Genomic DNA, 26,229 nt, shown 5'->3' with positions numbered 1-26,229 from the left:
CCGACCCGGAGCCCGACGGCGTGCCCGCCGGAGCGCCCGCACCGTCCCGTCCGCGGTCGACCAGGTGAGCGACGGCCGTGCTCGCCGCCGGTCATCGTCCCCTCGCGCGGCGGCCTTTTCGTGTTCGTCCAGCCGAGCGCCGCGGCCCTGCCCGCCATCGGCGCGGTTCAGCAGCGGTGGTAGCGGTTGGAGTGGCTAGGAGGCGCCCAGGAGCGGTGGTAGGTCGGGGTGAGTTCCGGGCCGGGGGTGATGGTGGGTGTGGCGCCGGGTCGTGGGGTGGTGATGGTCCAGTCGCCGGTGTGGATGAGGTGGTGGTGGTAGCCGCACAGGAGGGCGGCGTTGTCGGTGCTGGTGGCGCCGCCCTGGTACCAGGGGATGATGTGGTGGGCGTCGCACCAGGTGGCGGGGATGTGGCAGCCGGGGAAGAGGCAGCCGCCGTCGCGAGCGGTCAGAGCGGTGCGCATCCAGGCGGGAACGAGGCGGTGGCTGCGGCCGAGGTCGAGGACACGCGAACCGGTCCCGAGAACGACGGGGACGAGGTCGGCGTCGCACGCCAGGCGCCGCACAGAACGTAGCGACACGGGCCCCTCGTGGATCAGCCACGCGACACCGTCCAGATCCCGCTCACTGAACACGGGCGCGTCGGTGTCCGCGGGCGCGTTCGTGTCCGCATTCGGCGGACGGCCGGATCTGACGAGACCGGATGCGGGTGGGACCGGGTCGGCTGCGCGGGTCGAACGGTTCATCCGGCTCTGGGGTGTCAGGTGTGGCCGACGGCGCCCTGTCCCGAGCGTTCGGAGCGTGCCGGGTGCCCTGCGCGTTCCGGGCGTTCGCCGTTTCAGCGGGGGTCGGGGTCTGGTGGCGCAGGGCCGCGAGCAGGTCAGCGCCGTCGAGGGTGACGATGAACTGGGTGGGTGCTCCACCGGTGGTGGGCAGGACACCGGTGCGCAGGATGCACATCGTGGCGGCGATGAGGGTGTCGAGCATGATCTGGGGGCGGGTGCGCCGCTCCGGCGGCGCGAGCACCACTGGCGGCACAGCATCTGCCGCGTCCAGGTTCAGACGGTCTGCGCCGTCGGCGCCCGGTGCGACTCCGTCACCATCGACGCGGCCGCTGACGGCTGCCCCGACGCCAGCCGCGTTCGTACCCACGCCCGTCGCCCCGACGCCAGCCGCGTTCGCGCCCGCGCTGGTCGAGGCGGTGTCGGGTGAGGCGTCGCGGGTAGTCGAGTCCGGGCCGGCTGCCTCGACGCCGGTGCTGCTCGGGTCGCCCGTTCTGCTCGGGTCGCACGTTCTGGTGGGGGTGGTGGTGTGGGGGTTGGTGCCGGTGTCGAAGACGGTCTGGAGGATCTCGAGCTGGACGGCGTCGACGACGAGGCGGATGGTGGTCAGGCCTTTGCGGGTGGGTCCTGGACGCCCTGCTGGATGTGCTTGAGGCTTTCGCTGGGCGCTGCCCCGTCGGGATCGGCCACGGCCACGGCGTGGGTGGCGATCCGGCGCAGCTGGTCGGGATCGAACGTGGTGGCATGGGTGGTGAGGACCTGTTCGAGCTCGGTGACGTCCCCCTGCTCCAGCACGGCGGCGACGCGTTCGAGGGCGCGCAGGACCCCGGTGGTGGCTTCCCGGTCCAGGTGCGGCAGCGCCGACGCAAGGACGGGGCGCTCGGCAGGAACGACCTCCCCGCTGAGAGTGGTGCGGGGGGTCAGGGCGTGGCCCAGGCGGATGCGGCGGCCGGCTTCGGCGCCGCTGATCCGTAGCCGCATCCGCAGCAGGTCCCGCGCCCGCGCGTACGGGGTGCGCGGCCCCGACCGGCCGGTCGGGGTGCAACCCGCGTCCACCGCCTCTCCCGTGCCGGTGCCGCGCGTGCCGACGTCTTCCGCCCCACCTGTGCCGGCCGGGTCGCCGGTTCCGGCAACGTCGCGGCCACGGGCGCCGATGCTGCTGCTGCTGGTGTCGGGCAGGAGGGTGGGGCGGGGCAGGGTGCCGCTGTGGTCGACGAGCACGCCGTGGCCGGCCTCGGGTGCGGTGGTGGCGTGCTCGAGGGCGGCGGCGAGGTGGAGCTGCAGGCGGGTCAGGCGTCGGGTGGAGGTCTCGATGAGCTCGGCGAGGTGGAGGGTGAGTTCGGTCGTGGAGCCGATCAGGGTCTCGTGCTCGACGATGCTTTCGAGGGCGGTCAGGGCAGCGTCCAGGTCGGCCTGCGCGTTGTGCGCGGGGTCGATCAGGACGGGTGCGGCCATGCCCCGAGTCTAAGATACGAATGTGCGACCTACAAGCCCTGACCTGCACGAACATATCCACAAAGCGACTCTCGGGGAGACATCAGAGCCACCTGGGGACAACCCACGAAAACCCCCGCGTGCCGGATCCCGGCACGCGTCAGGTCGCCTCGTCGTCGAACGGCGCCGGCGCACCCGGCCGCGGGACGGGGCTGACCCCACCCGGCCCGCCCGCGGACACCGGCTTGGCCGGCGGGTCGTCCGCGAGCGCCTCGCGGATGATCCGCCGCGGGTCGTACTGGCGCGGGTCGAGAGTGCGCAGCTCGTCGAGCTCGTCGCCCATCTCCGCGCGGACCTTCTCCCCCGCGCCCTTGGCAAGGGCGCGCAGCTCGCGCACGAGGCGCCCGAGCTGGGCGGCGTAGGAGGGCAGCCGCTCCGGACCGATGACCAGCAGGGCGATCACGGTGAGGAGGACGAGCTCGTAGCCGTTGATCGAGCCGGTCACGCCCCCGCCCCGCTCACTCCGATCGCTCCGAGCCGAGCGTCACCGCGACCTCGCGCTCCGTCCCGCCCTCGCGGACGGTCAGCGTCACGACGTCGCCGGGTGCGTGCGCGCGGATCGCCACGATGAGCTCCTCCGGCAGCGTCACCGGCTGGCCGTCGATCGCGAGGATGACGTCGCCGGGCTGCACCCCGGCCGTCTCGGCCGGGCCACCCGGCGTCAGGGGCGGCGTGCCGTTGGACTCGGTGGTGGCCACGCGGACGCCCTCGCCCGTGTAGCCGCTGTCCAGCAGCACGCCGACCACCGGGTAGGTCGCGTAGCCGAAAGCGATGAGCTCCTCGGCCGTGCGCCGCGCCTGGTTCGCGGGGATCGCGAAGCCGAGCCCGATGCTGCCGGTCGCAGCCTGCCCGGACGCCTGCGCGATCGCGGAGTTGATGCCGATCACGGCACCGGTCGCGTCCAGCAGCGGACCGCCGGAGTTGCCCGGGTTGATCGCCGCATCGGTCTGGATCGCGTTGATGAACGAGACCTGCCCGGTGTCGCCGGCTGTGACGGGCCGGTTCAGCGCGCTCACGATGCCCGAGGTCACGGTGCCCTGCAGCCCCAGCGGTGCACCCACCGCGACGACCGGCTGGCCCACGACGAGCGCGTCCGAGTCGCCCAGCGAGAGCGGCACGAGGTCGGTCCGCTCCACGCGGAGCACCGCGAGGTCGTAGTCGACCGTCTGCCCGACGATCTGCGCCCCCGACTGGCTCCCGTCGGAGAAGATCACGGTCAGGGTCGAGCCCGCGGTGCTCGCGAGCGACACCACGTGTGCGTTCGTCAGCACGTAGCCGTCGGCGCGCAGCACCATGCCCGAACCCGAGGACCCGGTCCCGTCCGGCAGCGTGACGTCGATCGCGACGGTGCTGGGCAGCGCCTCGGCCGCGATCGCCACGATGTCGACCGCGCCCGCGGACCGGGTCGCACCGCCTGCGGTCGCCGTCGGCAGCGTCGACGGCGCGGGCGTCACCACCACCGGGGCGCCCGACGGCGAGCCCTCCCCGGGCGCGGCCGTCTCGATCCCGAAGCGTGGCGCGAGCAGCAGGCCGGTCAGCGTCCCGACGAGCAGGGCGAGCACCGCGACGGCGGCGACGGCCGGCACGCCGACACTGCGACGTCGCACGTCGGTCGACCCGGCGACGCGGCGCGGCGCGACCCGGCGGGTGCGCACCCGTCGTCGGCGTGGAGTATCGGCGACCGGGGCGAGCGCGACCGTGTCGGCGTGCTCGCCGTCGGGCGGGGGCTGGTCGTCGTGGGGGTGCGGCTCGCCGTCGGGCTCGGGCCACGGCCACGCCGCACCCGGCTCCACAACGCCCGGCTCGACCGCGTCACCGGCCTCGGAGGGCGCGCCGGACTTCGCCGGGACGCGCTCGGGCGTCTCGGGTCGCGTGTCAGTCACCCGTCACCACCCGCCAGCCCGCACCCATGCGGTCCAGGACGGCGGCCGGGAAGGTGGGTGTCGACGTCGAGAAGGACCGCAGCACCGTGAGGCACGCGTCGTCCGAGCCGCGCACGGCGACGACGTCGGTGCCGGCCTGCGCGACCCACCACTGCCCGACCCGGTGCGCCTCGACGTCGCCCACCCGGACCGATCGCGAGACGGATCCGGCGTCCACGTCGAGCATGCCGTGACTCTCGAGGAGGGTGACGGTCTCGCCGTCGACGTCGAGCTCGACCTGCACGATGTCGCCGGCGTCGGTGTCGCTCGCCGTCGTGCCCGTCACGGTGAGGGCGGACGCGGAGAGGTTCGCGGGCGCGCTGAACCCCGCGGGCCACGCGGCGCCCGGGTCTGCGGAGCTGTCCGTGGCGCCCGAGAGCGCGACGGCGGAGGTCGCGTCCACACTGACCGCCGCCTGGGCGATTGCCTCGGGGGTATGCACGCGAGGTGCGCCGATGCCGTACAGCACGCCGGAGGCCACGACCCCGAGCCCGACCACGGAGGCGGCCGACACGAGGACGAACCGGCCCGCCGAGCGGCGGCGCACGTCGGGGGTCTGGGACCACGGCGCGACGCTCGCGCCCCCCGCCGCGCCCGCGCCCTCCGCGGCACCCAGCGCGAGGAGGCGGTCCGCCAGGCCCGTCGGCACGCTCACCTGACCGAGCGTGGCGGTGAGCCGGCGCTGGCGGCGCTGCTCCGCCACGAGGCGGTCGCAGTCCGCGCAGTGCTCGAGGTGCTCGAGCGCGCGCCGGCGCTCCTCGGGCGCGAGGGTGTCGTCGACCAGCCCGCTCGCGAGCGGGCCGAGGTGACCGAAGGGGCCGATCACGGCGCCGGCCGGGGGGCCAGGCCGCCGAGCAGCGGTGCGGCGGGCGTGCTGGGTGCCGACGGCGAGCGGTGCGCGAGCGCGGTGCGCAGCTTCGCGCGGCCGCGGTGGATGCGCGAGCGCACCGTGCCGAGCGAGATGCCGAGGACCTCGGCGATCTCCTCGTAGGTGAGGTCCTCGATGTCGCGCAGCACGACGGCGGCGCGGTACTCGGGGGCGAGCGCGGCCAGCGCGGTCTGGATGTCGACGTCGAGGTTGGTCATCTCGAAGTGTCGCTCGGGCTCGTCGCCACGCGCCGCGCGGGGCGCGTCGGAGTCGTACTCACCGAGGGCGGAGGTGCGCTGACGCTGCTTGCGGCGCACCTGGTCGAGGAAGAGGTTGGTGGTGATGCGGTGCAGCCAGCCCGAGAACGTGCCCGGCTGGTAGGAGTCCAGCGAGCGGAACACCCGGATGAAGACCTCCTGCGTGAGGTCCTCGGCGTCGGCACGCTGCCCGGTCAGCCGGTAGGCAAGCCGGTAGACCTGAGGCGAGTACTCGCGCACGAGCTCGTCCCAGGCGGGTGGCTGCCAGTCGGCTGCCGGCGCTTCGATCTCGGGCACCAGGTCACCTCACGTGCTACGGAGCGTCCAGTCTACGGCGGACGGGGCCGCCACCTAGCATGGGCCGCAGGACGAGCGAGGAGACGCACGATGGCGGGAGCCGCGGACAAGGCGCAGAGCTGGACGTACGCCGAGGAGGTCGTCGCCGAGCCACCCGCCGCCGCGGCCGCCCGTGAACGCGCGGCCGAGCTGGGCGTACCGGCCGTGTCGGTCGGCGTCGGCGCCCTGCTCCGCGCGGTCGCCGCGGCGTCGTCGGCCAGGCACGTCGTGGAGATCGGGACCGGCGCGGGCGTCAGCGGGGTCTGGCTGCTGGCCGGCATGCCGTCCGACGGCGTGCTGACCACGATCGACGTCGACGTCGAGTACCAGCGCTCCGCCCGGGCGGCGTTCACGCAGGCGGGCGTTCCGGCGTCGCGCACCCGCACGATCGCGGGTCGCGCGCTCGAGGTGCTGCCGCGGCTGGCGAACGGCTCCTACGATCTCGTGGTGCTCGACGGCGAGGTGGCCGAGCTCTCCGACCTGCTCGTGCAGGCGACGCGCCTGCTGCGCAGCGGCGGCACCCTCGCGATCCCGCACGCGCTGTGGTTCGACCGCGTCGCGGACCCGGCTCGGCGCGACCCCGAGACGGTCGCGATGCGCGAGGTGGTGCGCACGCTGGCGGAGGACGAGGGCTGGCTCACGGCGCTGGTGCCCTCCGGCACGGGCGTGCTGCTCGCGGTCCGCCGCTGACGGTCGGATCGCCGGGACGAGGACGGCGCCCCACGAGACCGTGGGGCGCCGTCCTCAGGTCAGGGTGTCAGCCGACGACGCCGGCCAGAGCGTCGCGCAGGGCTGCGGCCTCGGCCGCGTTCAACTCGACCACGAGCCGGCCACCGCCCTCGAGCGGGACGCGCATGACGAGACCGCGACCCTCCTTGGTGACCTCGAGCGGTCCGTCCCCGGTCCTCGGCTTCATCGCGGCCATCGCGGTCGATCCCTCCGTCGTCGTGGCCCGGGTCGATCTCCGACCAGGGCTTGTTCGCAGCCCGCACGTGGCCGGTCGAAGTAGTCCCGACCGCCCGGCGAGCCCGCTCCAGTGTAATCCACACGTGAGCAACGATGCCGGTCGGGATGCCGGTCGACGGCCCGTCAGTGGCCGGTCACGGCGGCCACCCGTAGGCCAGCCCCAGACGCCAGAGCACCATCACCCACGCGACCTGGCACACCGCCGAGAACGTCGCGAGGGCGGCCAGCCGGACCCGCGAGTCGCCGACGAGCACCACCGGGATCCCGACGGCGAGCACGAGCTGGCGGATCGTGGAGCTGTGCGGCTGCACCGCCACGAGCAGCCAGCCGAGGTAGGCCGCGGTCCACGCCCGCAGGTCGGTGCCGAGCCGCCGCGCGGCCGGCACCGCGACCACCGCGACGCCCGCCGCGACGGCGAGGAGCACGGCCGGCACGCCCCACCCGCCGAGGTACCCGATCGCGAACGAGAACCACGCGGCGACGGGAGCCACGGCGTCGCCGGACCGCCACGCCTCCTGCACCACGAGGTAGGCGTCCCAGCGGCCCGCCGCGATCCCGGTCACGGCCGGCCAGGCAAGTCCCGCGACGACGCTCGCGAGCCCGAGCGTCACCAGGGCGCGCCACTCCCTGCGCGACGGCGGGTCGCAGCGCCGGCGACGGTGGGCGTGCCACGCCACGACGAGCACGAACGGCAGCGCCACCGGCCGGGTGAGACCGAGCGCGAGCACGGGCAGCACCGCGAGCAGGTACCGCCGCCGCCCGAGCAGCAGCAGGGCGAGGACCACCCACACCAGCGCGAGGGCGTCCGCGTACGCGGCCTGCAGCACCGGCGCGGCGGGGAACAGACCCAGCAGGAGCACGACGGCGAGCCCACGCCTGCGCGCGGCCGCCGGGGACACCCCGGCTCGCTCGCCCTGCTCCCGCACCACCCGAGCGAGCAACGCCGCCGCGACCGTCCCTGCGACGAGCGACAGGGTCGGCGCGACGACCGCGAACCCCGCGCCCGTGACCCACATGAGGGCGCGCACGAGCACCGGGTACAGCGGGAAGAAGGCCCAGGAGCTCTGGGTGCCGAGCGGGACCGGGAGGGGGTAGCCGCCGTCGGCGATGCGCTCGTACCAGCCGGCGTCCCACCACAGCCCGGTGAACTGGACGTAGGTGGGCTCCTGCGCCCACGGGTTGGGCCCCTGGTGCGCGGCGGCGATCAGCAGCAGCACCGCCGAGAACACCCGCGTCAGCAGGTACACCGCGACCACCCGCACGCCCCACGTGCGCAGCCGCGCCAGGCCGCGCGGGCCTGGCAGGTCGGGCACGGTGGCGGGCGGCTCCGCGCTCGCGCTCACGCCTCGCGCGGGGGCTCCGCCCGCGCCGTGTTGCTCGTCGAGTGCGTCGTGCCGGTGGGATCCGTGAGGTCCGCACTGTCGGCGCTGCCCGCGTCAGGCCGCCCGTCCGCCGCGGCGGGAGCGTCGGCCGGCGCGTTAGCGCCCGGCTCGGGGGCGCGCAGCACCGAGGTGCGCCGGAAGACCGGGCGGCGCTCGCCGTCGGGCGTCCCGCGGGTCGGCGCCGCCCAGGCGAGCGGATCGGCGTCGGCCGGGAGCGCCGGGTAGGGCGTGTCCAGGCCGTCCAGCTCCTCCAGCCGGCCGCGCAGCGCGACCACCGCGACGGCGAGCACGAGGAGCAGCAGCGGCACCCACCAGAGCACCGCCGCGAGGGTCGCGCTCACTCCGCCCCCTCGGCCGCGGCGGCGCGCTCGGCCTCCTGCTCGCGGGCCGCGAGCTCGGCCGCGGCGGCCGCGACGAACTCGACGGCGTCGGCCGGGTCGTCGGTGACGTGCAGGAGGTCGACGTCGCGCGGTCCGATCAGGCCGCGCCCGCCCAGCTGGTCGAGCAGCCAGTCCACGAGGCCGCCCCAGAACTCCGAGCCGACCAGCACGATCGGGAAGCGCTTGACCTTGCCGGTCTGGACGAGCGTCACGGCCTCGAAGAGCTCGTCCAGCGTGCCGAAGCCGCCCGGCAGCACGATGAACCCGCTGGCGTACTTCACGAACATCGTCTTGCGGGCGAAGAAGTAGCGGAAGTTGACCCCGAGGTCGACCCACTGGTTCATGCCCTGCTCGAACGGCAGCTCGATGCCGAGGCCGACCGAGACGCCGCCCGCCTCGTGCGCGCCCTTGTTCGCGGCCTCCATGAGGCCCGGCCCGCCGCCGGTGATGACGGCGTAGCCGGCCTGCGCGAGCAGCCGGGCCACCTCCTCGCCGAGCGCGTACTCGGCGTCGCCGGGCCGCACGCGCGCGGACCCGAACACGCTGACCGCGGGGCCGAGCTCAGCCAGCGCACCGAAGCCCTCGACGAACTCGGACTGGATGCGCAGCACGCGCCACGGGTCCTTGTGCAGCCAGTCCGCACCGTCCGGGCCCGACAGGAGGCGCTCGTCCGACGTGCTCGCCGGGACCATCTGGCCCCGCAGCGTGACGGAGCCCTTGCGGTAGGTGGGGCGGTCGGTCGTGCGGTCGCTCATGCGGTGCGCTCCTCGGTCGTGGCGGTCTCGTTCACGGGCAGATCGGTCTCGGCGGCGGCAGTGCCGTCAACGCCCTCAGCACCGGCAGCGCCGTCGGGGGAGGCCGGCCCGACGCCACGCAACCACTCCCCCAGTGCCGTCGCGACCGAGGCGATCTGCGCCGTCGGGCAGTGCTCGTCGTCGGCGTGCGCGAGGTTGGGGTCGCCGGGGCCGAAGTTCACGGCGGGCACGCCGAGCGCGGAGAAGCGCGCCACGTCGGTCCAGCCGTACTTGGGGCCGACCCCGGCGCCGGTCGCGGCGGCCGCGTCGACGAACGCGCGCGCGACCGGGTGGTCCAGCCCGGGGCGGGCGCCGGCGGCCGAGTCGACCACCGTGATCGTGAGGTGGTCGATCCCGGCGAGGACGTCGCGCACGTACTGCTCGGCCTGCTCGGGCGTGCGCGAGGGCGCGAACCGGAAGTTCACGGTGACGCCTGCGCGGTCGGGGATCATGTTGGTCGCGATGCCGCCGGAGATGCCCACGGCGTTGAGCCCCTCGCGGTAGTCCAGCCCGTCCACGGTGACGGTCTCGCTCTCGTGCGCCGCGAGCGCCGAGAGCACCGGGGCCAGGTCGTGCACCGCGTTGTGGCCGCGCCAGGCCCGCGCCGAGTGCGCGGTGCGGCCGGTGGTCGTGACCTCGACGCGCAGCGTGCCGTTGCAGCCGCCCTCGACGTTGCCGGCGGTGGGCTCGGCAAGGATCGCGAAGTCCGCGGCGAGCCAGTCGGGGTGGGTGCGCGCAACCCGGCCGAGGCCGTTGAGGCTCGCGTCGACCTCCTCGTGGTCGTAGAACACCCAGGTCACGTCGACCACCGGGTCCGTCACGGTCGCGGCGAGGTGGAGCGCGACGGCGACTCCGCCCTTCATGTCGACCGTGCCCCGACCGCACAGCACCTCCTGCGCGGAGCCGTCCGCGCCGTCGCGCGTCTCCAGCCAGGTGGGGAGGTTGTCCTTGATCGGGACGGTGTCCAGGTGCCCGGCCACGACGACCCGGGAGGGCCGGCCGAGGTGGGTGCGGGCCACGACGGTTTCGCCGTCACGCAGCACCTCGAGGTGGTCCAGGGCGCGCAGCGCGGTCTCGACGGCGTCCGCGAGCGCCCGCTCGTCCCCGCTCACGGACGGCACGTCGCACACGGCGCGCGTGAGGTCGGCGGGCGACGTGGCAGCGAGGTCGGGCAGCGTGGGGGCGCTCACCCTGCGAACCCTACTTCGGCGGCCCGCTCGCTCCCCCTCACTCCTCGTCGGGCTCCGGCACCGGGGAGTGCAGCTGCCGGGCGGCCTCGGCGATCGTGCCCGAGAGCGACGGGTAGATCGTCATGGCGCTGGCGATCTGGTCGACCGTGCGCCGGTTCGCGATCGCGATGGTGATCGAGTGGATGAGCTCGGACGCGCGCGGCGAGACGATCACCCCGCCCAGCACGGTGCCGGAGTTGTTGCGGCAGATGAGCTTCACGAACCCCTCGGTGATGCCGAGCATCTTGGCCCGCGGGTTGCGCGCCAGCGGGATCGTCACGACCCGAGCGTCCCGTTCGGGGGCCTCGGCCTCGCTGATCCCGACCGAGGCGATCTCGGGCTCGGTGAAGATCGTCGAGGGCACCTTGCGCACGTCCAGCGGGGAGACCGCGTCACCGAGCGCGTGCCACATCGCGATCCGGCCCTGGGTGGCCGCGACCGATGCGAGCGGCATCACGCCCGTGACGTCGCCTGCCGCGTAGATCCCGCGCACCGTGGTGCGAGAGACGCGGTCGACGAGAACGTGCCCGGAGTGCGAGGTCGCCACCCCCGCCTCCGCCAGGCCGAGCTCAGCCGTGTTGGGCACGCCGCCGACGGCGAGCAGGCAGTGCGAGCCGGTCACGGTGCGCCCGTCCGACAGCGTCACGACCACCTCGTCGCCCTGCCGCACGGCGGACTCGGCGCGGGCCCGCGCGACGATCGTGATGTTCCGGCGGCGGAACACCTCCTCGATGAGGGCGGCCGCGTCGGAGTCGTAGCCGGGCAGGACCTGGTCGCGGCTGGAGACCAGCACGACCTCGCAGCCGAGGGCGCCGAACGCGCCGGCGAACTCGGCACCCGTGACGCCGGACCCCACGACGATCAGCCGCTCGGGCAGGGCGTCGAGGTTGTAGACCTGGGTCCAGGTGAGGATGCGCTCGCCGTCGGGCACGGCTGTCGGCAGCACGCGCGGGGACGCACCCGTCGCGAGGAGGATCACGTCCGCGGGGAGGTGCTCCTCGCCGTCGGGCGTGGTCGCGACGACGGTGCTCGCGTCCGCGAGGTGACCCACGCCGTCGACGATCCGGATGCCGTCGCGCTCGAGCTTGCCGCGGATGTCCCGCGACTGCTGGCGGGCGAGCGCCAGGACGCGCGTGTTGACCTCGCCGAGGTCGACGTTGAGGGCCGCGTGCCGCAGCTCGCCCACGTGGATGCCGAGCTCCTCGGCGTTCTCCACGAAGGCGCGCCACTCGGCGGTCGCGATGAGGGTCTTGGACGGCACGACGTCGGTGAGCACCGCGGAGCCGCCGAGTCCCGCGCGCTCGACGAGGGTCACGCTCGCGCCCAGCTGGCGGGCGACGAGCGCCGCCTCGTAGCCGCCGGGGCCGCCGCCGACGATCACGACGTCGCTGCCGTGCCGGGTGGCGGACGCGCCGGCCACACCCGCCGACGGCGAGCCGGGCCCCACGGCCTCGGGCGTCGGCGCGGCGCCACCGCGGACGGGCTCACCGCTGCTGGGGTTCCCCGGGGAGGTCGGGGACGTCGGGCTCGGGCTGCTCGGGGCCGTCATGCGGCCCATTCTGTCCCGAACCGCCGCGAGGCGACGCCCGGGGGCGTGGGAGTGGCACCCGGCGGCGCCCACCACGCGCGCGGGTCGACCCGGTTCCGCACCGGGCACTACCGTGCAGACGTGACCGACGACGCGCTCGACCTCGACGATCCGACCACCGACCCCTTCGCCGTCGCGCGAGCCGCGGCCGCCCAGCTGGCCGAGGCGACCGGTGTCGCCCGCCACGACGTGGCCCTCGTGCTCGGCTCCGGCTGGGGCGGCGCGGCCGACCTGCTCGGCGAGACCGTCGCGGAGGTCCCGGCGGCGCAGATCGTGGGCTTCACGGCCCCTGCGGTCCAGGGCCACGGCGCCACCATCCGCTCGATCCGGATCACCGGCGGCGATGGCGGCGCGAGCGGCGGCGGTGACACCCACGCCCTCGTGCTCGGCTCCCGGACGCACTTCTACGAGAACCGCGGAGTACGGCGCGTCGCGCACGGCGTGCGCACGGCGGCCGCCGCCGGCGCCCGCACCGTGGTGCTCACGAACGGCTGCGGTGGCCTCGTGCCCGAGTGGGCGCCCGGGACCCCGGTCCTCATCAGCGACCACCTCAACCTCACCGCGGCTTCGCCCCTGGAGGGCGCGACGTTCGTGGACCTCACCGACCTGTACTCCTCACGGCTGCGCACGCTCGCCCGCACGATCGACCCCGACCTGCCCGAGGGCGTGTACGTGCAGTTCCGCGGGCCGCACTACGAGACTCCCGCCGAGGTGCGGATGGCCGGGATCCTCGGCGGCCACCTCGTCGGCATGAGCACCACGCTCGAGGCGATCGCCGCGCGGCACGCCGGCCTGGAGGTGCTCGGCATCTCGCTCGTCACGAACCAGGCCGCCGGCATCTCCCCGGTGCCGCTCTCGCACGCCGAGGTCCTCGAGGCCGGCGCCGCGGCCGGACCGCGGATCAGCGCGCTGCTCGCCGACATCGTGCGAGCCCTCTGATGGCCTCGGGTCTCGGACCGGTCGACGACGGCGCGCTCCCCGACTGGGTCGTCTCGCGCGTGCGCGCGTGGGTCCGCGACGATCCCGACGAAGCGACCGTCGCCGAGGTCACGGCGCTCTTCCACGCCGCCGAGCAGGGCGACCCGGCGGCCGCGGCGGAGCTCACCGACCGCTTCTCGGGCACGCTGCAGTTCGGCACCGCCGGCCTGCGCGGCCCGATCGGCGGCGGGTCGAACCGGATGAACCGCGCGGTCGTCATCCGCGCGGCGGCCGGGCTCACCACGTACCTGCTCGAAGCACTCGCCGACGGCGAGCACGACGGCGGGCACGAGCCCGACGGCGAGCCCACCTCGGGCGCAACGCGCCCCCCGCGCGTGGTCATCGGCTACGACGCCCGGCACTACAGCCGGGTCTTCGCCCGGGACACCGCGGCGGTGGTCACCGCGGCCGGCGGCGAGGCCCTGCTGCTGCGGCAGGAGTGGCCCACCCCCGTGCTGGCGTTCGCGGTGCGCCACCTCGACGCCGACGCGGGCGTCATGGTGACCGCCTCGCACAACCCCGCCGCCGACAACGGCTACAAGGTGTACCTCGGCGGCCGGGTCGTCACCGACTCCGGCCAGGGCGCCCAGATCGTGCCACCCTACGACGCCGCGATCGCCGCGCACATCGCGGCGATCAAGCAGATCGCGGACGTGCCGCGGGCCGAGAACGGCTGGACCGTGCTGGGCGACGACGTCCACCGCGCCTACCTCGACGCGCTCACCGCGCGCCCCGCCCACCCGGGCGTCGGGTCGCTGCGCGTCGTGACCACGGCGATGCACGGCGTCGGCGGCCCCACGCTCACCTCCGCGCTCGTCGCCGCGGGCGTCACCGACCTGCACACGGTCGGCGCGCAGGCCGACCCCGACCCCACGTTCCCCACCGTCGCGTTCCCCAACCCCGAGGAGGCGGGCGCGATGGATCTCGCGTTCGCGCTCGCGCGGGACCTGGACGCCGACGTGGTGATCGCCGTCGACCCCGACGCGGACCGGTGCGCCGTCGCCGTCCCCGACCCGGCCGCGGAGGGCGGCTGGCGCCGGCTCACGGGTGACGAGACCGGCGCGCTGCTGGGCGAGGCGGCCGCGGGCGCGCTCACCGGCCCCGCTCTGCCGGATGCCCCGCCACCAGCGGCGGACTCCCCCGTGCTGGCCTGCTCGATCGTCTCCTCGCGCCACCTCGAGGCCATCGCCCGCGCCCACGGCCTGCGCCACCGCGCGACCCTCACCGGCTTCAAGTGGATCTCCCGGGTCCCGGACCTCGCGTTCGGCTACGAGGAGGCCCTGGGCTACTGCGTCGCCCCGGACGTGGTGCGGGACAAGGACGGCGTCTCGGCCGCCGTCGCCGTCGTGAATCTCCTCGCGCAGGCGAAGGCGGACGGGACGGACCTGCGCGGCGTGCTCGACGCGCTCGCCCGCCGCGACGGCCTGTTCGCGAGCGCGCCGGTGACCGTGCGGGTCGAGGACCTCGCGCTCATCGCCGAGACGATGACGCGCCTGCGCACCGCTCCCCCGGCCACGCTCGGCGGCAGCGCCGTCACACGCGTCGTCGACCTCGCCGACGGGCTCGACGTGCCCGATCCGGACGGCAGGACCGGGGGCGCCTACCGCGTCCCGCCCACCGACGGCGTGTGGCTGGAGACGGGCGACGGCGTGCGCGTCGTCGTGCGGCCCAGCGGCACCGAGCCGAAGCTCAAGGCCTACCTCGACGTGCACGTCCCGATCGGCGACGCGCCGACGCTCGCGCACGGCGACGTCGTGACGAGCGCCCGGTCGCTGGCCGCCCGGCGCCTGGCGGCGATCGGCGCGGACGTGCGTGCCGCTGTCGGGCTCTAGCCCTAGCACCGACCGCGGGCCGAGTGCCCGACAGCGTCGCTCGCCGTGACGGGAGAGCGACTGGCCGTGCCGGGAGAGCGACTCACCGGGCGGCCACGCCGGCCGGTCGCGCTCTGACCTGCGGCGATGCTGGCCGCAGGGCGCCCGCCGACCGTGTGAGTCGCTCTGACGTCAGGCAGAGTCGCTGTGGCGTCGCGGACGCGCGCGCCGCCGTCGAGCCCGTGCCCGACGGCGAACCGCGCCTCAGCGCAGCGACTCAGCCCGCGCGGACGGCCTCGTAGCCGGGCAGGATCTGCTCGGCCACGATCCGCATCAGGACGTCGCGGTGCGCGAAGCCGTTCCAGGCGGCCACCAGCGTCGCGGCCTCGAGGTCGTCCAGCGTCCAGTCCGCCTCGGCAACCAGGAGGCTGAACTCGCGCGACATCGAGGTGGCCGAGACGAGCCGGTTGTCGGTGTTGACCGTGACGGCGAAGCCGAGGTCGCGCAGCGTGGTGATCGGGTGGGTGGCGATCGAGGCCGCGCCCCCGGTCTGCAGGTTCGAGCTCGGCGCGACCTCGAGCGGGATCTGCCGGTCCAGCACCCACTGCGCGAGTCGCCCGGGACGGGCGTGGCTGAGCGGCTCGTGCTCGGGCAGCTCGACGTCCTCCAGCAGCCGGATGCCGTGGCCCAGGCGCAGCGCGCCCACCTGCAGCGCGCCCCAGATCGACTCGGCGCCGTCCGCCTCGCCCGCGTGCACCGTGACCGGGAAGCTCTCGGCGCGCAGGAGCTCGAACGCCTCGCGGTGGCGGCCGGCCGGGAAGCCCAGCTCGGGGCCGGCGATGTCGAACCCGACCACGCCGCGGTCGCGGTTCTCCAGCGCGAGCCGGGCGATCGCCGGCGCGTTGTCCGCCTGGCGCATCGCGCACAGCAGCGTGCCCACCGTGATCGTGCAGCCGTTGGACTCGGCCTCGGCGACGCCGTCGTCGAAGCCCTGCTGCACGGCGTCGACGACCTGCTGCAGCGTGAGGCCCTGCTCGAGGTGCTGCTCGGGGGCGAAGCGCTGCTCGGCGTAGACCACGCCGTCGGCCGCGAGGTCCATCACGGCGTCGCGCGCCACGCGCCGCAGCGCCTCCGGGGTCTGCATGACCGCCGTCGTATGCGCGAACGTCTCGAGATACCTCTCCAGGGAGCCGGAGTCGGCGGCCGTGACGAACCACGTGGCGAGCGCGTCCGGGTCGGTCTCCGGCAGCGTGTGGCCGGCGTCCTCGGCGAGCTCCACGAGCGTCGCGGGCCGCAGCCCGCCGTCGAGGTGGTCGTGCAGGACGACCTTCGGCAGCGCGCGGATCGTCGCGGGGGTGAGGTCGGGGCCGGGCTCGAAGACGTCGTCGGTCATGCCGCTCACGGTAGTGCGGCGGAGGACCCGCGCAGGATCTTCGCCATCGGCCTGCCCTTCGCGATCTCGTCGACGAGCTTGTCCAGCTGGCGCACCCGGCGCATGAGCGGATCCTCGATCTCCTCCACCCGCATGCCGCAGATGACGCCCGTGACGAGCGCGGCGTCCGGGTTGATCCGAGGCGCGCGGTCGAAGAACCCCCGCACGTCCGTGCCGTCGGCCAGCACCTGCGCCAGCCCGGCCTCGCCGTACCCGGTCAGCCACTCGATCACGGTGTCCACCTCGGCCCGCGTGCGCCCCTTGCGCTCCACCTTCGCGACGTAGAGCGGGTAGATCCGCGCGAACGGCATCCCGAAGATCCTGTGCTCGCTCGTCGACCCCGCCGGCTGGCCCGTCATGCGCGCCATTCTCCTCGTCAGCGCGGGTAGGCGGAGGCGGGGAGCACGGCCCAGACCACGTGCGACCAGCCGCCCAGCGCGGCGCTGGGGGCGACGCGCGCGAGCAGTCGGTCGGGGTGCACGCCGTAGGTCCGCCCCGCGCCCGGCTCGTAGATCCGCAGCTCCGGCCGCGGCGTGCGCCACGGCAGCGCGAGCACCACGTGCCGCGGCACGGCGGCGCTGACGGTGCGCACCGGGGAGCGCACGAGGGAGCCGCCGAGGTCCCCGCCCGTGTACAGCGGGACGGGGATCCCCTGCCGCGTCGCCTCCTTCACCGCGGCGAGCAGCGTGCGGGTGGCCGCGACGTCGTGATCGTGCGCGACGGCGTGGGTGTAGGTCACGTCGCGGAACCTCGCCACGCGCGCGGCGCCCCACGGCGGGGTGCCCAGCGCTCGCGGCCACGGCAGCGCCGACCCAGCCGACCCAGCCGGCCCACCGAGCCCACCCGCGACGCGCGCGCGGGTGTGCACCGCGCGCTCGGCTGCCGCGACGCGCTCCGCCACGCCGTCGGCCTCGAGCTCCGCACGGCTCAGGCGCGCGAGCTCGGGCGGCGGGGTGGACCCGATCCGGCGCCCCGACGTCAGCCACGCGGCGAGCACCGGGTCGCCGGCCGCCGCGAGCAGCAGCAGGCACAGCGCCCCGCAGGTCACCTCGCTGCTCTGGCGCACGTGCACGCCGTTCCACCGCAGGTCCCCGGTCCGCGCGCCGAGCAGCGGCGCAGTCGCCAGCCGGCGCTGAGCTCCGGTGAGGTCGTTGTCCCGCGGCAGCCCGGCCGCGCGCGCGGGCACCGCGATCGCGGACGGGTCAGGCAGCCCGCGCTCCCCCGGTGCGACGCCGCGCAGCGGGCCGGCGAGCAGCCCGCTCAGCGTCCAGCTGCGTCGGTCCACGTGGCGGCTCAGGACGCGACCACCCGGTCGAGCACCACCGAGTCCGGCAGGTCGGGACGTGACCCCTCGGGCGCGATGGTGAACGCGTCCGCGAGCGCCTCTCGGGCCCGTGCGAACCGCTCGGGGGTGTCGGTGTGCAGCGTGAGCAGCGGCTCGCCCGCGCGCACGAGCGCGCCCGGCTTGGCGTGCAGCTCCACGCCCGCGCCGGCCTGGACCTCGTCCTCGCGCCGGGCCCGCCCGGCGCCCAGGCGCCACGCCGCCACGCCGACGGCGAGCGCGTCCAGCCGCACGAGCACCCCGTCGGCGGGGGCGAGGACGAGCTCGCTCTCGCGCGCCGTCGGGAGCTCGGCGTCGGGGTCGCCGCCCTGCGCGGCGATCATCCGCCGCCACACGTCCATCGCGCGACCGTCGGCGAGCGCGGCCGCCGGGTCGGCGTCGGGGCGGCCGGCGGCGTCGAGCATCTCGCGGGCGAGCGCGAGGGTGAGGTCCACGACGTCGGCGGGGCCGCCGCCGGCGAGCACCTCCACGCTCTCGCGCACCTCCAGGGCGTTGCCCGCGGTGAGGCCGAGCGGGGTGGACATGTCGGTGAGCAGCGCGCGCGTGTCGACGCCGGCGTCGGTGCCCAGGTCGACCATGGTGCGCGCGAGCTCCCGCGCCGCGTCGAGGTCCTTCATGAACGCGCCCGAGCCGACCTTGACGTCGAGCACGAGCGAGGCCGTGCCCTCGGCGATCTTCTTGCTCATGATCGAGGACGCGATGAGCGGGATCGCCTCGACCGTGCCGGTGACGTCACGCAGCGCGTACAGGCGGCGGTCCGCGGGCGCGAGGCCCGAGCCGGCCTGGCAGATCACCGCGCCGACGTCGTCGAGCTGCGCGAGCATCTCGGCGTTGCTGAGCGCCGCGCGCCAGCCGGGGATCGACTCGAGCTTGTCGAGCGTCCCGCCCGTGTGGCCGAGCCCGCGGCCGGACAGCTGGGGCACGGCGACATCGAACACCGCCACGAGCGGCGCGAGCGGGAGCGTGATCTTGTCGCCGACGCCGCCGGTGGAGTGCTTGTCCGACGTCGGGTGGCGCAGCGCGGAGAAGTCCATCCGCTCCCCGCTCGCGATCATCGCCGCGGTCCACCGGGCGATCTCGCGGCGGGTCATGCCGCGCAGCAGGATGGCCATCGCCAGGGCGGCCATCTGCTCCTCGGCGACGACGCTGCGCACGTAGGCGTCGATCACCCAGTCGATCTGCGCGTCGGTGAGTTCCCCACCGTCACGCTTGGTGCGGATGACGTCGACGGCGTCGAACTGCTCGGTCATGACTCCTCCTGAGCGCGGGGGTCCCCGGTCACCTTGTCCAGATCGTGCGGGCCGAACGCGCCGGGCAGCACCTGCGTCATCGGCACGACGCCGGCCCACGCGGTCTCCACGAGCAGCGCCGGCCCGCCGTGCTCCCACAGGAGCTGGCGGCAGCGCCCGCACGGGGCGATGACGTCGCCGTCGGCGTCCACGCACGTGAACGCGACGAGCCGGCCGCCGCCGCCGCGCACGAGGTCGCTCACGAGGCCGCACTCGGCGCACAGCGTGACGCCGTAGCCCGCGTTCTCGACGTTGCACCCCGTCACGACGCGACCGTCGTCCACGAGCGCGGCCGCGCCCACCGGGTAGCGGGAGTACGGGACGTAGGCGAACGTCATCGCCTCGGTGGCGGCGGCGCGCAGCGCGGCCCAGTCGGGCTCGACGTCGGACGCCCGCCCCTGGCCGGCAGCCGTCTCACTTGACATACGGGATGCCCTCCGCGGCCGGGGCGCGCACCTTCCCGGCGAAGCCCGCGACGGCGAGGATCGTCACCACGTACGGGAGCATGAGCAGGAACTGCGACGGCACCGGCACGGCGAGCGTGGCCATGAGGATGCGCAGCTGGTCCGACAGGCCGAACACGACGGCCGCCGCGACCGCACCCGTGGGGCTCCACCGGCCCAGGATCATCGCGGCCAGCGCGATGAAGCCGCGGCCCGCTGTCATCTCCTTGCCGAACGCCAGGCCCGAGGCGACCGTGAAGAACGCGCCGCCCAGGCCCGCGACCGCCCCGCCCAGGAGCGTGTTGCGCCACCGGGTGCGGTTGACGTCGATGCCGACCGTGTCGGCCGCCTTGGGGTGCTCGCCGACGGCGCGCAGGCGCAGGCCCCAGCGGCTGCGGAAGATGAGGATCTGCAGCGCGATCACGATCGCGTACATGAGGTAGACGAGCAGGTTCTGCCGGAACAGCACCGGACCCACGAGCGGGATCTCCGACAGCAGCGGGATCGGCAGCGTCGGCAGCGCGGTGCGGCTGTTGAGCTGCGGGTTCTCCCGCAGCACGGTGGAGAACAGGAAGCTCGTCAGGCCCACCACGAGCACGTTGAGCACCACGCCCACGATGATCTGGTTGACCTGGTAGCGGATGGAGAAGAACGCCAGCAGCGCCCCCACCGCGACGCCGGCGAGCGGCGCCGCGATCAGGCCGACGTAGGCCGAGCCCGCCATCGAGGCGACCACCGCGGCGGCGAACGCACCGGCCAGCAGCTGCCCCTCGATCGCGATGTTCACGATGCCGACGCGCTCGCACACCACGCCGGACAGCGCGCCGAACACGAGCGGGGTGGCGAGGAAGAGCGTGCCGGCCAGCAGCCCCGTCACCGGGACCACCTGCGTCTTGCCCGCGCTGATGAGGACGAGCAGCGCCAGCAGCGCGCACACGCCCGCCACCACGATCACCCACACCGGGATGCGCCGCCGCCCGCGCGCGAGCACGAACGCGTACGCCGCGGCGGCGAGCACGAGCACGGTGAGCAGCCACGCCGTCGCGCGTCCCGGCACCGCGAACACGGGGATCTGGAAGAGGTCGGTGTTCGTGGAGATGCGCACGTTGGTGGCGCCCGCGGGTGTCGCCAGCGCCATCACCGCGGTCACGACGGCGAGCACCGCCAGCACGATCGGCGTGCGGTAGGCGGGGGGCGGGGCGGGCAGGGCGGCCGCGGCCGTCGCGGCGGCGGGCGTGGGGGCGTCGAGTGTCGCGGTCATGCCACCGCTCCTGCCTGCTCGGCCGGCGCGTCGCCGCGCGCCGGGCGCTTCCTCGAGGGCTTCTTCTCCGGATCGGGCAGCCGGAGGATCGTGCGCACCAGCGGCGGCGCCGCGATGAACAGCACGATGAAGGACTGCAGCACGAGCACGAGGTCGAGCGGCGTGCCGGTCCGGGTCTGCATGAGGCGGCCGCCGGCCGACAGCGCGCCGAACAGGAGGCCGGCCAGGACGGTGCCGAGCGGACGGGACCGCCCGAGCAGCGCCACTGTGATCGCGTCGAACCCGATCGAGCCCGCGACCGACGCCGTGAGCATGCCCTCGGTGCCGAGCACCTGCGACGCGCCCGCGAGTCCCGCGAGCGCCCCCGCGATGGCCATCGCCACGATCGTCATCCGCGCGACCGAGATGCCGGCGGTCCGCGCCGCGCGCGCGTTCGCGCCGACCGCGCGCAGGCGGAACCCGAGCGTCGAGCGCTCCATGAGCCACCACACCCCGACGGCGAGCACGATCGCGAGGACGAAGCCCCAGTGCAGCCGGAACGGGGCGGGCAGCAGCGCCGGGAGCCGCGCGGTGTCGTGCACCGCCTTGGACACGCCGGGCGTCCCGCTCGCGAACAGGGTGGTCGTGACGATCCAGAGCACGAGGTAGCCGGCGATGTTGTTGAGCATGATCGTGACGATCACCTCGTGCGCACCGGTGCGCGCCTTGAGCACGCCCGCGATCCCGGCCCACAGGGCGCCGCCGAGCGCCGCGCCGAGCACGGCCAGGAGGACGTGCAGCGCGGCGGGGAGCTGGAACTGGAAGCCGAGCCACGCGGCGACGATGCCGCCGAGGATCACCTGCCCCTGGCCACCGATGTTGAACAGGCCGGACCGGAACGCCAGGCCCACCGAGAGGCCCGCGAGGATCAGCGGCGTCGCGATCGTGAGGGTCTCGGTGAGCGGTCGGATCGCGCGCGCGGGGTCCGAGGCCGTCCAGTCGTACACGGCCCCCTGGAACAGCGCGACGTACGCCGACGACGCCGCGTCCCAGGCCGCGGCGAACAGGTCACCGGGCCGGGCGAAGAAGTAGACCGCCGCGGCCTGCACGTCGGGGTCGGTGACGATCACGAGGATCGCGCCGAGGATCACCGCCAGGAGGATCGCGCCGAGAGTGAGCAGCCAGGAGGAGGAGAGCACCTGGTGCACGAACGACTCGCTGCGCGTGGGGCCCTCGGGCTCCACCAGTGCCGGCGCGGTCGAGGGCTCGGGCCCGAGGCCGCCGGGTTCGGGTGCCGTCGTCATCGCTGCTCCTCGCTCTCGTGGCTCGCGTCCTGCGCGACCGCGACGTCCTGAACGACCGCACCGTCCTGCACGACGGCGGGCTCGCCGTCGGGCGCCTGGAGCTCCGCGGCGAGGTCCGCCTCGCCGAGCAGGGTGTGGTGCTCGGCGGCCTGCCTGGCCGCCTCCTCGGGCGGCATCCCGGTCATCATGAGGCCCAGCACGTCGCGGCTCACGCCGCCGGGGACGATGCCGACGAGCCGGCCCCCGCACATCACCGCGATCCGGTCGCCGAGCGCGAGGACCTCGTCCAGCTCGGTCGAGACGATGAGGACGGCGGCGCCCTTGTCCCGCTCGGCGACGATCCGGCGGTGCAGGAACTCGATCGAGCCGACGTCGACGCCGCGCGTGGGCTGGGAGGCGACGAGCACCGAGAGGTCGCGGGAGAGCTCGCGCGCGAGCACGACCTTCTGCTGGTTGCCGCCCGAGAGCGTGCCGACCTCGCGGTCGATGGACGTGGTGCGCACGTCGAACTCCGCGACCCGCTCGGCGGCGTTGCGCCGCAGGTAGGCGACGTCGAGCGCGCCGCCGCGCGAGACCGGCGCCGCGCCGACGCGGTCGAGCACGAGGTTCTCGACGATGGAGAACTCCCCCACCACGCCGTCGGTGGAGCGGTCCTCGGGGATGAAGGCGAGGCCCGCGTCGAGCCGGTCGCGCACGCCGAGGCCGTCGATGGGGCGGCCGGCGAGCTCGATCGACCCGTGCTCGGGGGTGGTCACGCCGAGGATGGCCTCGACGAGCTCGGTCTGGCCGTTGCCCTGCACGCCGGCGACGGCGACGATCTCCCCGCGCGCGACGTCGAAGGACACGTCGTCCACGACGGGCACGCCGTGCGCGTCACGGACCACGAGGCCACGCACGGCGAGGCCGGCCTCCCCCGGCTGGGCGGGCGCGCGGTCGACCCCGAGGCTCACCGAGCGGCCGACCATGAGCGAGGCGAGCTCGGTCTCGGGCGTCGTCGGCTCGGCCGTGCCGACGACCCTGCCGTGCCGGATGATCGTGATGGTGTCCGCGACGGCGCGGATCTCCCGGAGCTTGTGCGTGATGAAGAGGATCGAGGTGCCGCTCGCCGCCAGCGTGCGCATGATCTCGATGAGCTCGTCGGTCTCCTGCGGCGTGAGCACGGCGGTCGGCTCGTCGAGGATGAGGAGCTCGGCCTTGCGCGAGAGCGCCTTGACGATCTCCACGCGCTGCTGCACGCCGACCGGCAGGTCGCCGACCAGGGCGTTCGGGTCGATGTGGAAGCCGAGCGACTCGGCCGTCTCGCGCACTACGGTGGCCGCGGAGCCGGCGTCGATGAGGCCGCGGGCCATCGGCTCCTGGCCGAGCACCACGTTCTCGGCCACCGTGAAGACGGGCACGAGCATGAAGTGCTGGTGCACCATGCCGATGCCGGCGGCCATCGCGTCGCCCGGCCCGGCGAAGGTGCGCGGCACGCCGTCGACGACGATCTCGCCCTCCTCCGGCGTGTACAGCCCGTAGAGGACGTTCATCAGCGTGCTCTTGCCGGCGCCGTTCTCCCCGAGGATCGCGTGGATCTGGCCGGGCTCGACCACGAGGTCGATCGCGTCGTTGGCCGTGAACGTGCCGAACCGCTTGGTGATGCCCCGCAGCTCCAGCCGCATCGGCGTGTCTCCCTCGATCAGGTGGCTCAGTCAGGTGGCTCAGTGAGGTGCCTCGGTGCGCCGCACCGATCGTGCCACGGGACGAGGACGGGGCGGGCCATCGCTGGCCCGCCCCGCCCTCGGCTGCGCCGGTCGTGCCCGGCGGCGGTCAGATCACGGGGTGTTCTCGGACTCCACCGTGAACGTGCCGTCGATGATCTGCTGCTTGTAGTCGTCGATCTTCGCGCTCAGCTCGGCCGGGACCTTGCTCTCGAAGTCGTGCCACGGGGCCAGGCCCACGCCGCCGTTCTCGAGCGTGCCGACGTACGCCTCGTTGGAGAAGTTGCCCTCGGCGGCGTCCTTGATGGAGTCGTGCACCGCCTGCCCGATCTGCTTCATCACCGAGGTGAGGGTGATGTCGCCGAAGTCGGTGGAGAGGAAGCCGTCGGAGTCGACCCAGATGAGCGTGCCGCCGCCGGACTGCAGCGCGGTCGCCGCACCGAGGCCGACCGGGCCGGCCACCGGCATGACGATGTCGGCGCCCTGGTCGATGAAGCCCTGGGTCACCGTGGTGCCGTTGGCCTGGTTGTCGAAGTCACCGGTGAACGAGCCGGTCTGCGCCGCCTTGTCCCAGCCGAGCAGGGTCACGGACGCGCCGTTGTCCTCGTTGTACTGCGTGATGCCGTCGGAGAAGCCGTCCATGAAGATCTCGACCGAGTCGATCGGGAGGCCGCCGAACGTGCCGACCGTGCCCGACTGGGTCATGCCCGCGGCCGCGTAGCCTGCGAGGAACGCCGCCTCGGCCGTGTTGAACAGCAGCGGCTTGACGTTGTCCAGCACGAGCGGGGAGAAGTCGGGGTTGCTCAGCGCGGAGTCGATGAGTCCGAACTCGATGTCCGGGTTCGCCTGGGCCGCCTCGGCGATCGCCGGGGCCAGCAGGAAGCCGACGCCGATGATGTACGTGCAGCCGTCGTCGATGAGGCTGTCGATGTTGGGGCCGTAGTCGGCGTCCGACGTCGACTCCACGGCGTTCGTCGCGATGCCCCAGTCGGCCGCGGCCCGGTCCAGGCCCTCCTTGCCGGACTGGTTGAACGACTGGTCGTCGTAGCCGCCGGCGTCCGAGACCATGCAGGCCTTGAAGCCGTCGACGACGTCGATCGCCTCGGCGGTGGTGGCCTCGGCGCCGCCGGTGGCCTCACCGGTGGCGTCGGAGCCGGAGTCGGGCGCGGAGCCGCAGGCGGCCAGGGTGAGCGCGAGAGCGGTGGCGCCGGCCACCGTGACGAGCGACTTATTCACGTGTTCTCCTCTTGGGTCGACGTCCCGGGTCCCCCCGGACGCAGGCGTGCGCCACCTCGTGGGTGGTCTGCTGGCCAGGGTATGCAGGCAATGTGTCGGGCGTGTCACGGCTTCCGCCGCGAGGCGGGAATCGTGACCGAACCGTTGCGATCCGACGCGGGCGCCCGGGAGAGTGGCTCGCCGTCGGGCGATGGTCCTGCTGCCGGCGTCAGGGGGTGGGGCGGCGGCGCGGCGGGGCGGCGTCGCCCGCGAGCACCGCGGCACGGGCCAGCACCCGCGCGCCGATCCCGATGGCGCGCTCGTCGACCGCGAGGTCGGCCCGGTGCAGGTCGGTCATCGGGGCGCCCGGCGTGCGCGCGCCGAGGCGCACCATCGCCCCGGGCACCTGGCGCAGGTACCAGCCGAAGTCCTCCCCGCCGAGCGACTGCTCGGTCAGGTGCACCCCGTCGGGTCCGACGACCTCGCGCGCGGCCGCCTCGAGGTGCGCCACGGCGAACTCGTCGTTGACCGTCGGCGGCACCCCGCGGACGTGGTGGACGTCGACCTCGACCCCGTAGGGGGCGACGATCTGCGCGATCGCCGCGTCGAGGATGACGCCGGCGCGCTCCCACTCGGTGACGTCGAGGACGCGCAGCGTGCCCATCAGCGTGCCGACAGTGGGGATCGCGTTGGTGGTGTTGCCCGCGTGCACCGCGCCCCAGGTGAGGTTGACGCCGGAGCGCGGGTCCATCCGTCGCCCGAGCACGCCCGCGGCCTGCGCGATGACCTGCCCGAGCGCGTACACCACGTCGCCCGTCATGTGCGGGCGCGAGGTGTGCCCGCCGTGCGAGCGCAGGGTCACCGTGACCGGGTCGGAGGCGCTCGTGATCGAGCCGATCCGCGAGCCGATGGTGCCGACCTCGATCTTCGGGTCGCAGTGCAGCGCGTAGATCTGCTCGACGCCCTCGAGCACGCCGGCCTCGATCGCGAACTCGGCGCCGCCGGGCTGGACCTCCTCCGCCGCCTGGAAGATCAGTCGTACCCCGGCCGGCAGCTCACCGCGCCCCGCGACGTCGGCGAGCGCGAGCGCGGCGCCGAGCACCGCGGTGGTGTGCACGTCGTGCCCGCACGCGTGCGAGATGCCCGGCCGTCGCGAGGCGTACGGCAGCCCGCTCTCCTCGGGGATCGGCAGGGCGTCCAGGTCGGCGCGCAGCCCGATCCGACGGTGCGAGGCGGCGTTGCGCCCGCCGGGAATGTCGCACACCACGCCCGTCGCACCGAGCCGACGAGGCTTGAGCCCGGCCTCGGTGAGCACCCGCATGACCGTCTCGCTCGTGCGGTGCTCGGTCCACGCCGTCTCGGGGTTGGCGTGGATGTCGCGGCGGACGTCGCGCAGGCGGTCCTGCGCGGCCTCGACCACGGTGTCCAGGCGCGAGAGGGTGGTGGAGAGGTCGACGGGCACGACCTCGAGGCTACC

General features: G+C 74.6%; 26 protein-coding genes. 3 read left to right on the top strand and 23 right to left on the bottom strand.

The features are described from left to right. Positions 1-167: 167 nt before the first annotated feature. The 7 genes from AC3AQ1_RS13025 to sigE all read right to left on the bottom strand — a co-directional run bounded on the left by AC3AQ1_RS13025 (position 168) and on the right by sigE (position 5,620). Positions 168-581: an HNH endonuclease signature motif containing protein gene (locus tag AC3AQ1_RS13025; RefSeq protein ID WP_304595666.1), complete on the bottom strand. Its 414-nt coding sequence runs from the start codon at positions 579-581 to the stop codon at positions 168-170. 43 nt (positions 582-624) lie between these two features. Next, positions 625-1,152 carry a hypothetical protein gene (locus tag AC3AQ1_RS13020; protein WP_234417509.1) on the bottom strand — a complete coding sequence of 176 codons (528 nt, stop codon included), beginning with the start codon at positions 1,150-1,152 and terminating at the stop codon, positions 625-627. Between the two features lie 236 nt (positions 1,153-1,388). Then, positions 1,389-2,237 (bottom strand): DUF222 domain-containing protein, encoded by an 849-nt coding sequence (locus AC3AQ1_RS13015; RefSeq protein ID WP_108719331.1) that lies wholly within the window; start codon positions 2,235-2,237, stop codon positions 1,389-1,391. Positions 2,238-2,376: 139 nt separating this feature from the next. Continuing rightward, on the bottom strand, positions 2,377-2,721 hold the full coding sequence (locus tag AC3AQ1_RS13010; RefSeq protein WP_234417508.1) for a twin-arginine translocase TatA/TatE family subunit: 345 nt from the start codon (positions 2,719-2,721) through the stop codon (positions 2,377-2,379). 13 nt (positions 2,722-2,734) lie between these two features. Beyond that, entirely contained in the window at positions 2,735-4,159 is a 1,425-nt protein-coding gene (locus tag AC3AQ1_RS13005; RefSeq protein ID WP_234417507.1) for a S1C family serine protease, read from the bottom strand. Then, entirely contained in the window at positions 4,152-5,024 is an 873-nt protein-coding gene (locus AC3AQ1_RS13000) for a zf-HC2 domain-containing protein (protein ID WP_108719330.1), read from the bottom strand. Before AC3AQ1_RS13000 ends, AC3AQ1_RS13005 begins: the two co-directional genes overlap by 8 nt. Next, positions 5,021-5,620 carry an RNA polymerase sigma factor SigE gene (sigE, locus tag AC3AQ1_RS12995; protein ID WP_108719329.1) on the bottom strand — a complete coding sequence of 200 codons (600 nt, stop codon included), beginning with the start codon at positions 5,618-5,620 and terminating at the stop codon, positions 5,021-5,023. Before sigE ends, AC3AQ1_RS13000 begins: the two co-directional genes overlap by 4 nt. Positions 5,621-5,710: 90 nt before the next feature. On the opposite strand from sigE, the gene AC3AQ1_RS12990 reads away from it, so the two are divergent. After that, on the top strand, positions 5,711-6,349 hold the full coding sequence (locus tag AC3AQ1_RS12990; protein ID WP_108719328.1) for an O-methyltransferase: 639 nt from the start codon (positions 5,711-5,713) through the stop codon (positions 6,347-6,349). 67 nt (positions 6,350-6,416) lie between these two features. On the opposite strand, the gene AC3AQ1_RS12985 is transcribed toward AC3AQ1_RS12990, so the two are convergent. From AC3AQ1_RS12985 to AC3AQ1_RS12960, 6 genes are all read right to left on the bottom strand, one after another. Next, positions 6,417-6,584, bottom strand: a complete 168-nt coding sequence (locus AC3AQ1_RS12985; protein WP_108719327.1) for a DUF3117 domain-containing protein — start codon at positions 6,582-6,584, stop codon at positions 6,417-6,419. Between the two features lie 175 nt (positions 6,585-6,759). Beyond that, entirely contained in the window at positions 6,760-7,968 is a 1,209-nt protein-coding gene (locus AC3AQ1_RS12980; protein ID WP_108719326.1) for a hypothetical protein, read from the bottom strand. Beyond that, positions 7,965-8,348 carry a hypothetical protein gene (locus tag AC3AQ1_RS12975; RefSeq protein WP_108719325.1) on the bottom strand — a complete coding sequence of 128 codons (384 nt, stop codon included), beginning with the start codon at positions 8,346-8,348 and terminating at the stop codon, positions 7,965-7,967. Before AC3AQ1_RS12975 ends, AC3AQ1_RS12980 begins: the two co-directional genes overlap by 4 nt. Beyond that, entirely contained in the window at positions 8,345-9,142 is a 798-nt protein-coding gene (locus AC3AQ1_RS12970; RefSeq protein WP_108719324.1) for an LOG family protein, read from the bottom strand. The genes AC3AQ1_RS12975 and AC3AQ1_RS12970 overlap by 4 nt, the downstream gene beginning before the upstream one ends. After that, positions 9,139-10,371 (bottom strand): succinyl-diaminopimelate desuccinylase, encoded by a 1,233-nt coding sequence (dapE, locus tag AC3AQ1_RS12965; RefSeq protein ID WP_108719323.1) that lies wholly within the window; start codon positions 10,369-10,371, stop codon positions 9,139-9,141. The genes AC3AQ1_RS12970 and dapE overlap by 4 nt, the downstream gene beginning before the upstream one ends. A 37-nt stretch (positions 10,372-10,408) precedes the next feature. Further along, positions 10,409-11,959 (bottom strand): NAD(P)H-quinone dehydrogenase, encoded by a 1,551-nt coding sequence (locus AC3AQ1_RS12960; protein ID WP_108720212.1) that lies wholly within the window; start codon positions 11,957-11,959, stop codon positions 10,409-10,411. A 120-nt stretch (positions 11,960-12,079) separates the two neighbouring features. On the opposite strand from AC3AQ1_RS12960, the gene AC3AQ1_RS12955 reads away from it, so the two are divergent. Both AC3AQ1_RS12955 and AC3AQ1_RS12950 read left to right on the top strand, forming a co-directional pair. Next, positions 12,080-12,937 carry a purine-nucleoside phosphorylase gene (locus AC3AQ1_RS12955; protein ID WP_108720211.1) on the top strand — a complete coding sequence of 286 codons (858 nt, stop codon included), beginning with the start codon at positions 12,080-12,082 and terminating at the stop codon, positions 12,935-12,937. Continuing rightward, the gene (locus AC3AQ1_RS12950) at positions 12,937-14,808 is read left to right on the top strand and encodes a phospho-sugar mutase (RefSeq protein WP_108719322.1); all 1,872 of its coding nucleotides are present in this window, start codon (positions 12,937-12,939) and stop codon (positions 14,806-14,808) included. The genes AC3AQ1_RS12955 and AC3AQ1_RS12950 overlap by 1 nt, the downstream gene beginning before the upstream one ends. A gap of 256 nt (positions 14,809-15,064) precedes the next feature. Here the strand turns inward: AC3AQ1_RS12950 and AC3AQ1_RS12945 are convergent, their stop codons facing one another. The 10 genes from AC3AQ1_RS12945 to AC3AQ1_RS12900 all read right to left on the bottom strand — a co-directional run bounded on the left by AC3AQ1_RS12945 (position 15,065) and on the right by AC3AQ1_RS12900 (position 26,214). Beyond that, positions 15,065-16,180, bottom strand: a complete 1,116-nt coding sequence (locus AC3AQ1_RS12945; RefSeq protein WP_108719321.1) for an adenosine deaminase — start codon at positions 16,178-16,180, stop codon at positions 15,065-15,067. 5 nt (positions 16,181-16,185) lie between these two features. Continuing rightward, positions 16,186-16,578, bottom strand: a complete 393-nt coding sequence (locus AC3AQ1_RS12940) for a DUF2200 domain-containing protein (RefSeq protein WP_108720210.1) — start codon at positions 16,576-16,578, stop codon at positions 16,186-16,188. 17 nt (positions 16,579-16,595) lie between these two features. Beyond that, positions 16,596-17,504 carry a hypothetical protein gene (locus AC3AQ1_RS12935; protein WP_108719320.1) on the bottom strand — a complete coding sequence of 303 codons (909 nt, stop codon included), beginning with the start codon at positions 17,502-17,504 and terminating at the stop codon, positions 16,596-16,598. Positions 17,505-17,512: 8 nt separating this feature from the next. Next, on the bottom strand, positions 17,513-18,811 hold the full coding sequence (locus AC3AQ1_RS12930; protein WP_108719319.1) for a thymidine phosphorylase: 1,299 nt from the start codon (positions 18,809-18,811) through the stop codon (positions 17,513-17,515). Next, complete coding sequence (locus tag AC3AQ1_RS12925; protein WP_108719318.1) at positions 18,808-19,275, bottom strand: cytidine deaminase; 468 nt, start codon at positions 19,273-19,275, stop codon at positions 18,808-18,810. The genes AC3AQ1_RS12930 and AC3AQ1_RS12925 overlap by 4 nt, the downstream gene beginning before the upstream one ends. Then, a complete protein-coding gene (locus AC3AQ1_RS12920) occupies positions 19,265-20,554 on the bottom strand; it encodes an ABC transporter permease (protein WP_108719317.1) in 1,290 nt (429 codons plus the stop codon). The genes AC3AQ1_RS12925 and AC3AQ1_RS12920 overlap by 11 nt, the downstream gene beginning before the upstream one ends. Further along, positions 20,551-21,837 carry an ABC transporter permease gene (locus tag AC3AQ1_RS12915; RefSeq protein ID WP_108719316.1) on the bottom strand — a complete coding sequence of 429 codons (1,287 nt, stop codon included), beginning with the start codon at positions 21,835-21,837 and terminating at the stop codon, positions 20,551-20,553. The genes AC3AQ1_RS12920 and AC3AQ1_RS12915 overlap by 4 nt, the downstream gene beginning before the upstream one ends. Beyond that, entirely contained in the window at positions 21,834-23,498 is a 1,665-nt protein-coding gene (locus AC3AQ1_RS12910) for an ABC transporter ATP-binding protein (RefSeq protein WP_108719315.1), read from the bottom strand. Before AC3AQ1_RS12910 ends, AC3AQ1_RS12915 begins: the two co-directional genes overlap by 4 nt. 153 nt (positions 23,499-23,651) lie before the next feature. Next, a complete protein-coding gene (locus tag AC3AQ1_RS12905; RefSeq protein ID WP_159096544.1) occupies positions 23,652-24,773 on the bottom strand; it encodes a BMP family lipoprotein in 1,122 nt (373 codons plus the stop codon). A 208-nt stretch (positions 24,774-24,981) separates the two neighbouring features. Further along, entirely contained in the window at positions 24,982-26,214 is a 1,233-nt protein-coding gene (locus AC3AQ1_RS12900) for an amidohydrolase (RefSeq protein WP_108719314.1), read from the bottom strand. Positions 26,215-26,229: the final 15 nt, after the last annotated feature.

It is taken from the genome of Miniimonas sp. S16 (assembly GCF_057748195.1).
The sequence above is the reverse complement of the archived record's forward strand: the minus strand, read 5'-3'. Positions and strand labels throughout refer to the sequence as shown.

What these genes read in the sequence shown, in the direction of transcription:
- AC3AQ1_RS13015 (WP_108719331.1), bottom strand. Translation starts at nt 2,237, where the DNA reads ATGGCCGCACCCGTCCTGATCGACCCCGCGCACAACGCGCAGGCCGAC.
- AC3AQ1_RS12990 (WP_108719328.1), top strand. Translation starts at nt 5,711, where the DNA reads ATGGCGGGAGCCGCGGACAAGGCGCAGAGCTGGACGTACGCCGAGGAG.
- AC3AQ1_RS12985 (WP_108719327.1), bottom strand. Translation starts at nt 6,584, where the DNA reads ATGGCCGCGATGAAGCCGAGGACCGGGGACGGACCGCTCGAGGTCACC.
- AC3AQ1_RS12970 (WP_108719324.1), bottom strand. Translation starts at nt 9,142, where the DNA reads ATGAGCGACCGCACGACCGACCGCCCCACCTACCGCAAGGGCTCCGTC.
- AC3AQ1_RS12960 (WP_108720212.1), bottom strand. Translation starts at nt 11,959, where the DNA reads ATGACGGCCCCGAGCAGCCCGAGCCCGACGTCCCCGACCTCCCCGGGG.
- AC3AQ1_RS12950 (WP_108719322.1), top strand. Translation starts at nt 12,937, where the DNA reads ATGGCCTCGGGTCTCGGACCGGTCGACGACGGCGCGCTCCCCGACTGG.
- AC3AQ1_RS12945 (WP_108719321.1), bottom strand. Translation starts at nt 16,180, where the DNA reads ATGACCGACGACGTCTTCGAGCCCGGCCCCGACCTCACCCCCGCGACG.
- AC3AQ1_RS12940 (WP_108720210.1), bottom strand. Translation starts at nt 16,578, where the DNA reads ATGACGGGCCAGCCGGCGGGGTCGACGAGCGAGCACAGGATCTTCGGG.
- AC3AQ1_RS12930 (WP_108719319.1), bottom strand. Translation starts at nt 18,811, where the DNA reads ATGACCGAGCAGTTCGACGCCGTCGACGTCATCCGCACCAAGCGTGAC.
- AC3AQ1_RS12925 (WP_108719318.1), bottom strand. Translation starts at nt 19,275, where the DNA reads ATGTCAAGTGAGACGGCTGCCGGCCAGGGGCGGGCGTCCGACGTCGAG.
- AC3AQ1_RS12920 (WP_108719317.1), bottom strand. Translation starts at nt 20,554, where the DNA reads ATGACCGCGACACTCGACGCCCCCACGCCCGCCGCCGCGACGGCCGCG.
- AC3AQ1_RS12915 (WP_108719316.1), bottom strand. Translation starts at nt 21,837, where the DNA reads ATGACGACGGCACCCGAACCCGGCGGCCTCGGGCCCGAGCCCTCGACC.
- AC3AQ1_RS12910 (WP_108719315.1), bottom strand. Translation starts at nt 23,498, where the DNA reads ATGCGGCTGGAGCTGCGGGGCATCACCAAGCGGTTCGGCACGTTCACG.